Consider the following 6,762-nt stretch of genomic DNA (forward strand, 5'->3'; position numbering starts at 1 on the left):
AGCGCGACACCGAGTAAATTTTGCATAAAATAGTTCGTAAATGCCATTTTACCGACCGCTCCGATCGGCGACCAACGTTTTGCGCGCGTTGCATCGTTAAAGGGGTAACGCCAACATTCCGGATTTACAAGGCTAAGCCAATTTTCCTGACGAGACCTCCGTTTTTAACAACATTAAGAAAGTTTCAATGGTCTTAAAGATTTAATGAAATCGCTTTCTCTGAATTAAAACGGTAAATGCAGCCAGGTGTTTCATTTCTACATGCAGATGCAAATCCACATTATGGAACCGGAAAGGAGCTATCCTCTCCCGTTTTACTAGTGATCAATTCTCCTCTTACTACACCAAGATTATTCATACAAATTCAAGGGGTGCGATTCATGTTTTAGATGGATTGTTGCCCCGATTATCGCACTTTTCTCCCCACCAACCGAACCCGTTAATTTTCCAGTGAGTCTTTTTTGTCTTTAGTAAACTAATAATGTTAAAATAAACGAAATTCCAATTTAAACGGGTCAAAAGCAGCTTTACATTCGTCTAATCTTTTGAAGGGAGGGGAAGCAGTGCTTATTCAAAAAAGTAATGATTTAGAAATAACTAGTGATGATCTTTTGCATCAGTTAATGGTTAAGTATGGATCAGAGTTAAAACGGATCGCCTATTTGTATGTAAATGATCGAGTTGAATGTGAAGATATCATTCAGGAAGTTTTCATAACTTGTTATCAAAACTTGGCCAATTTTCGTCATGAAGCTAGTTATAAGACTTGGTTAATTAGAATTACGATTAACAAATGTAAGGATCATCGTAAGCGATGGAGCATTAAGAATCTAATTTATAAACCAGAAATTTATTCATTGAATACAGGTCATTCATCCGAAAATGAATATATTCAGCAACAACATTCCAAAGAAATAATAAAACAAATCGCTAGTCTTTCCGGAAAATACAAAGAAGTTCTCATTCTTTATTACTATCAGGAAATGAACATGAAGGAAATAAGTAATGTCTTAAATATTAGTATAAATACCGTAAAATCAAGACTGTTACGTGGAAAAGAAGCCCTTAAAAGAAAACTTGAAAGGAGTAGTCGACTTGAATAACTTTGATAAGAAGATATCAGGTAAAGTGAAGAGTTATTTAAATGAAAATGTTGAATTTTCGACTGAGGAAAGTGAGAAAATTCACCTAAAAATTCAACAAGAGTTTCATAAATCAAGAAGCGTTAATCCGTTGTATTGGACAGTTTTGGCTTCTGCAGCAATTATTTTTCTTGTACTAAGCCTATCTTTTCTAAAAAGTCCAATTGTAGTTCCGGAAAACGAGCATGTTGCACAAGGTTCTGGTAATGAAAATATTACCTTACCTGAAGGTGAAGAATTAGCGGTGGGCCTGTCTGACATTGAACAAATGAATATTGGTGCCGAGATGCCTCGACTTTTATATGCCGATAACGAGATAGCAGTTTTGCAGGGTGCATTTGGAGTAGTCGTATATAATTTGCAAGATTCAATTGTTACTAATCGAATTTCATATGAGCAAATTAAGTCATATGGCATCTCAATGATGTTGGCATCTGTATCGCAAGATGGAACAACGATCTTTATTGGAAATGATGATATGTCTATGTCGTCTAATGAACATATATTTACTCACCAATATGATATCAGTACTAGAATAATCAAAAAAATTACACAACAGCCATCAAATTTATTTAGTCCTAAAACTATTGAACAACCAGGTTATCATGAGCAATACGACGATTTACAATATGGGACGAGTCACAATATTGTAGAATTGGATAAGTCATTTATATATCTTCGCTCCGCAAAATGGGAAATGAAAGACCTACAAATTGTTAATTGCCCGTATGAAGATGGTGAAAGCAAAGTCTTTGATGTGTTCAAATGAGTATTATAATCATAGCCTTTATTCACCGATCGGGCCCATTGCAAAAAGAAACCGAAGATATGGAGGACAAAGTAAGTAGCTTGCTAAATTTTAAAAAATGAAAAACAGCCACCATGCTAAATGTTGGCTGTTTCTCACGAAGCGCTTTCAGGCTGAAGGGAAGATGATTACTAATTAATTGTAATAACCACTTAGCTTGATAACCCTTTTAGCGTCACCTGCGTAAATCGTATGCGCTTTTTGGTTATTATTATAGCTACCTGCAGCACTACGTCCAGTAACCAATGCCCCTACATGATTAGGAGTCGAACCAACCTCGTAAAATTCAGTGATAATTGTGGAATGTCTCCAATTGTTGTAACTTCCACTTAGATAAAATTGCATGACATCTCCAGCTTCATAAGGGCGAGTGCCAAACCAATCAAATGTTCTATAAGTAATTGAAGTACCAACCGGACCTTTTGTTCTATTGCCTGTTAAAAAAGCATGAAGATTCGGTACACCTGTCCATGATGAAGAACGATTACTCGTACTACGATAGTACCAACCTGTAGAAGAAATGCCTGTTCCACCTGTGTCATAGACAACTGCACCACCAGCTAAGAGAGCGTGAGATACAAAATTAGTACAGTCCCATGCATTGTTTATTTTCGAAAAATCATAATATGGTACTACACCGTTACCACTTTTAGGGTTTACTACGATGTTATTTCTTGCCCATGTTACTATGTTTTTCTTATTTAAAGACCTTAGCGTTGCGTTTACTGATGGTGTTTCATGAGTCGATTCTTCAGCACTATCTGTTTCTTGTTCTGGTGCTAATTGGTCTGTAGAAAACAGATTTTTAACAACATTATCATGTAGTTCCTCTTGAAGTCTGGAAAAATTTGAATTTACTAAAGCGGAAAAATTTGAATCCGCTGAAGTGGAGTTAGGGAACAATTGACTTGAATTATCCACTACACCTCTAACAAACTCATCGTAATATTGATAAGGCATATACCAATCAGTTAAAGTAAATCCTTCACCAGTATCCTTAAAAAACATGTTTGAGATTTCACCAAATCCTGATTCAACTTTCAAACCTATATAATTAAATGTAGCCTCTGTACTGATCGAAAGGAATACACCTTCCTTGGTCACCTCGAAAGATAATACAGTAAACTTCAATGTGTAATTTTCTTTTTCTGCGTCTCCAGCTTTTGTAACATATTGTTTCGTTTTAATTTTTTGTTCGACGTATTTAGACAAGTCAGAGTCAAGTAAGCTTGTGTCAAACGGTTTTCCAGCAAACTCCTCTGTGCCAATGTCAGTAACTTGATAATAATTCGTTAAAATATCTTGGGCGAGAGAAAAAGCTTTTTCGACATCATGTGTATTAAGCGTCGGCTCTTTATCCGAATTCATATCAGTCGAACTAGCTTTAGCAGCAGGAATACTTATTGAAATTGCAAGTACCGTCACAAACATGATTTTCAACATTTTTTTGATCAATGTACTTCAGTCCCTCCATTAGTTATGAACCTTTATTCAATCAAAAATCTAGTAGTAACCGAAATCCAATGAGGAGCTACCTCTAACCGTTGTACAACTAATCATAGTCTATCACTATTTTTTGACAAATCAATATATTTTAATAATTCATAATAAAAGATGAAAGATTTTGAGTGGAAATTATATAATTGCATCTTTTTCTTATAGGGGTACCGCCAACAAATTAATTCTTATTTAATGGTCTGAGCATATTAGCTGGTATCCTTTTTAAATCAAACTTGTATTCCCCCAGAAGATTAATATGTTCCCAACCTAAAGGGTAAATGTGTGGCAGTAATTCTTCTTTTAGGGCATCATGTTTCTTAAATTCTTTTGTCACTTGACTCAAATACACCGTGTTCCAAACGCTTATTGCATTGATTAATATATTTAAAGCACTTGCTCTTTGTAGTTGATCTTGTATGCCACGTTCCCTAAATTCGCCACGTTTACCAAAAAAACAAAGCTTTGGCCAATCCATTCTTGGCTTCTCCTTTATTTAGTCCACGATGTAACCTTCTTCTTAATGTTTCATTCGTAATGTAGTCAAGGATAAAAATTGTTTTTTCAATTCTTTCTATTTCCCGAAGAGCTGTAGCAATTTTTTTGCATATGAGCCTAATTTCACCATTATTAATGACCCAGAAGCCTTCCTTCCCGAATTGAATGAGCCAGCCTTAATACATCATCAAAGTTTTCTTTAGTGACCTTTGTGTTAATCTTACTTCGTAATATGCCTTTTATATTTGGGAAATCATTAGGCGAAGAAATGGTATATAGTTTTGCGTCACTTATATCCCTTAGTCTAGGTGCAAAACGGCATCTTAATAAATGACTTAATCCAAAAACCTGATCCGTGTAACCTGCTGTATCAGTGTAATGCTCTAAAATTGAAAGATCTGATTCATGGTGTAATAATCCATCTATCACGTGTATGGCATCTCTTGCATTCGTATTGATTACTTTTGCATAAAAAGAGAAAAACTGATCACTTGTAAATCGGTAAGGTGCTGCACCTATTTACGTTTATCTATCTTTCTTTTTCTATTCTCCCTAATTTTGCTTTCCTCTTCTTTTATTTTTATTCTATACCAATATCATCAAACGCAAAGTGATTTTATAGAGAATGAGAATACTCATTTAGTGGAGATTACAACCTCAATAGACTTAGATAATTCTTCAAAGGTCTATCCATTGCTTTTTAGTGATGAACAGAAAATTACCAAATTATTATCACAAAAATTTTCTGACAGTACATTAGCATATAGTGAATATATTATAAACTTTGGAATAACAGACGATGATGATAAAGCATATTTTATACGGGGAATTGATGAGTTAGCATTGGAGTCTTTGGGATTGCCTATGCTACCGGATGATACTGCGTTTAGCTCGCAAGAAATAGATAAACAAAAAGTTCTGCTTCGTATACCAATTATTAAAGTTGAAGAAGGTGGCTTCAGTAGCTCAAATTTTGTGGAATACCAAATATCACTTACACCTTATCCCACAAATTTGCCTCCACTTGATGTACTTGATATCTATTCAGACACCATTTTTGTAAACAAAAACGTATTAAAAAGCATTGTTGAAAACATGTACCAGATCAGTTGGGATTCATTTATAGAACGTTACGATGGGGGTGAGAGTTTTGGAATTGAAGCCATAAACAGAATGTTTGTTTATGTTGATAAGTTGTCAGATGTCAAAAATGTGGCTAATACGCTTAAAGTAAATGGATATGCAATAAGATACACACTTAGCGCATTTGATGATATCAGTAAATCAATTAGTGGCAATTATTTAGTGATGGGGTATTTCAAATAAAAGTTGCGAAACGATAAAAATCGCCCGGTGTTTATGACACATCGAGCGACTCGTCTATTGAAATTCAATAGGAAATGTAAAAATTTCTGGTGCTTCTGGACAATAATGAACGAGAGCGACGTAGTACGGTGCTGTCATTTTGTCATATTCTTCTCCTGTCAACATAATGTCACGCGTCACTTCTGCATCTGCATTTTGAATCGACAATGTGATTGTTGCGAGTTGGTGTTCATGCGGAGATAGCGTTTGATGAATCGATTGAATGAGGGCGGTCGAGGGTTCGTGATGCGCTTCCCACTTTGTGCGCTCTAATGGCGACAAATGCGCACACTCATAGTCGATGCGACTTTTCTCAACAATCGCTTCATTTTCTTCATTTTGTTCGGCAGGATGCACATGCTTCGGCGCATAAGGATTAAACCAAACCGGAATCCACGCTTCATCTTGCCGGTCCGAAAACGAAAAAAATCCTGTATACGAAGATGGAATCTATCGCCCTTCGTAAAGTACGAGTACGTGAACGATCATTTCATCTAAATATCGTTTTGACAAGCCGGTCGGTTCGTACTTTACAACACGAGCAGCGGTTACCTCTCCAGTTCTCGTTACTTGTTGTTTCGTCTTCCATTGCTTACTTTGCTTGCGAAAAATCACATACACGGTCAAAATGACGATAATCGCACTAAACAGCAATGCCCCTTTTGATAACCATTCCATCCATCTCTTCCTCTCCGAATTTTTAGTTTTGCTTATGACGAAAATTTTCAAGGAGACTCCCTTCCATCTCCTATTTCAGTCATTCATACGTATACGATGCATTTGGAGAAAAGTTCCATGAAGTCGGATAAACTTCTCTTATGGTACACTAACGATAAGAGACAATGCTAAGTTTTCACTGAGAGAATGGATGGGAATCTCTGGAAGATTTCATCCGAACCATAAGAGAGAAGACATAATGCAACAGAAGGAGGATGCTAGATGGAACTCGTTCAACAACCGATCGGATCAATCGTCAAACGCGACCCCGAGACGATGCGCATGCTTGAACGCAAATACGATGAAGCGGAACGGCAAGGAATGGATGCTTTTCACCATTTTAATGATTTGGAAATGGTCCATTGGTTTTTATATGCGCCGAAACATTTAAACCGCGCTCATGACCGTTCAGCACGGACGATTCGAGAGTATGAACTCGAACTGAAACAACTGATCACTTATTTATTGCAGTACGGAGAAGAGATTGGACTCGACGTGACGTGGGAGCAACAATCGCTTTGGAAGTCGCTCGATAAACGTCACATTCGTCGCTACCAACAATGGCTCGCAACGGACAGTCCGTACGTATTGCAGCGCGGGTCTTATTCCTCTGCAACATTGGAGCGGAAAACGAGTATTTTATCGGCGTTTTTCCGTTTTTTATATGAGAGTGATTACATCACACGACCGATTGGCGACGGTTTACGAATCGCCACCGTTCAAAAAGACGAACGT

The 6,762-nt window shown here is 36.8% G+C and carries 6 protein-coding genes and 4 pseudogenes; 5 read left to right on the forward strand and 5 right to left on the reverse strand.

All coding sequences use genetic code 11. The features are described 5' to 3' along the window. A pseudogene (locus VIG73_RS15710) lies at positions 1-80 on the reverse strand (DUF418 domain-containing protein); the annotation flags it as partial. 156 nt (positions 81-236) lie between these two features. Between VIG73_RS15710 and VIG73_RS07185 the strand changes: the two are divergent. From VIG73_RS07185 to VIG73_RS07195, 3 genes and pseudogenes are all read left to right on the forward strand, one after another. After that, positions 237-400 (forward strand): annotated as a pseudogene (locus VIG73_RS07185) (Tn3 family transposase); the annotation flags it as partial. A gap of 163 nt (positions 401-563) precedes the next feature. Then, positions 564-1,103: a sigma-70 family RNA polymerase sigma factor gene (locus VIG73_RS07190; RefSeq protein WP_331640438.1), complete on the forward strand. Its 540-nt coding sequence runs from the start codon at positions 564-566 to the stop codon at positions 1,101-1,103. Then, positions 1,096-1,911, forward strand: a complete 816-nt coding sequence (locus VIG73_RS07195) for a hypothetical protein (RefSeq protein ID WP_331640440.1) — start codon at positions 1,096-1,098, stop codon at positions 1,909-1,911. The genes VIG73_RS07190 and VIG73_RS07195 overlap by 8 nt, the downstream gene beginning before the upstream one ends. 174 nt (positions 1,912-2,085) lie before the next feature. Here the strand turns inward: VIG73_RS07195 and VIG73_RS07200 are convergent, their stop codons facing one another. Next, on the reverse strand, positions 2,086-3,375 hold the full coding sequence (locus VIG73_RS07200) for an amidase domain-containing protein (RefSeq protein ID WP_331640442.1): 1,290 nt from the start codon (positions 3,373-3,375) through the stop codon (positions 2,086-2,088). 253 nt (positions 3,376-3,628) lie between these two features. Next, positions 3,629-4,461 (reverse strand): annotated as a pseudogene (locus tag VIG73_RS07205) (Tn3 family transposase); the annotation flags it as partial. A gap of 126 nt (positions 4,462-4,587) precedes the next feature. Here VIG73_RS07205 and VIG73_RS07210 point away from each other — a divergent pair. Next, positions 4,588-5,271 (forward strand): hypothetical protein, encoded by a 684-nt coding sequence (locus VIG73_RS07210; RefSeq protein ID WP_331640444.1) that lies wholly within the window; start codon positions 4,588-4,590, stop codon positions 5,269-5,271. 54 nt (positions 5,272-5,325) lie between these two features. Here VIG73_RS07210 and VIG73_RS07215 read toward each other — a convergent pair whose 3' ends face one another. Together VIG73_RS07215 and VIG73_RS07220 are read right to left on the reverse strand one after the other, a co-directional pair. Continuing rightward, positions 5,326-5,667 (reverse strand): hypothetical protein, encoded by a 342-nt coding sequence (locus VIG73_RS07215; protein ID WP_331640446.1) that lies wholly within the window; start codon positions 5,665-5,667, stop codon positions 5,326-5,328. A 93-nt stretch (positions 5,668-5,760) separates the two neighbouring features. Continuing rightward, positions 5,761-5,988 carry a hypothetical protein gene (locus tag VIG73_RS07220; protein ID WP_331640448.1) on the reverse strand — a complete coding sequence of 76 codons (228 nt, stop codon included), beginning with the start codon at positions 5,986-5,988 and terminating at the stop codon, positions 5,761-5,763. 261 nt (positions 5,989-6,249) lie between these two features. On the opposite strand from VIG73_RS07220, the pseudogene VIG73_RS07225 reads away from it, so the two are divergent. Next, positions 6,250-6,762: pseudogene (locus VIG73_RS07225) on the forward strand (integrase); the annotation flags it as partial.

The organism is Cerasibacillus sp. (assembly GCF_036516575.1).
In the GTDB taxonomy this organism is placed as follows: domain Bacteria; phylum Bacillota; class Bacilli; order Bacillales; family Amphibacillaceae; genus Cerasibacillus.

Bases quoted from the DNA above. Each gene is read 5' to 3' on its own strand.
- VIG73_RS07220 (WP_331640448.1), bottom strand. From the start codon at position 5,988: ATGGAATGGTTATCAAAAGGGGCATTGCTGTTTAGTGCGATTATCGTC.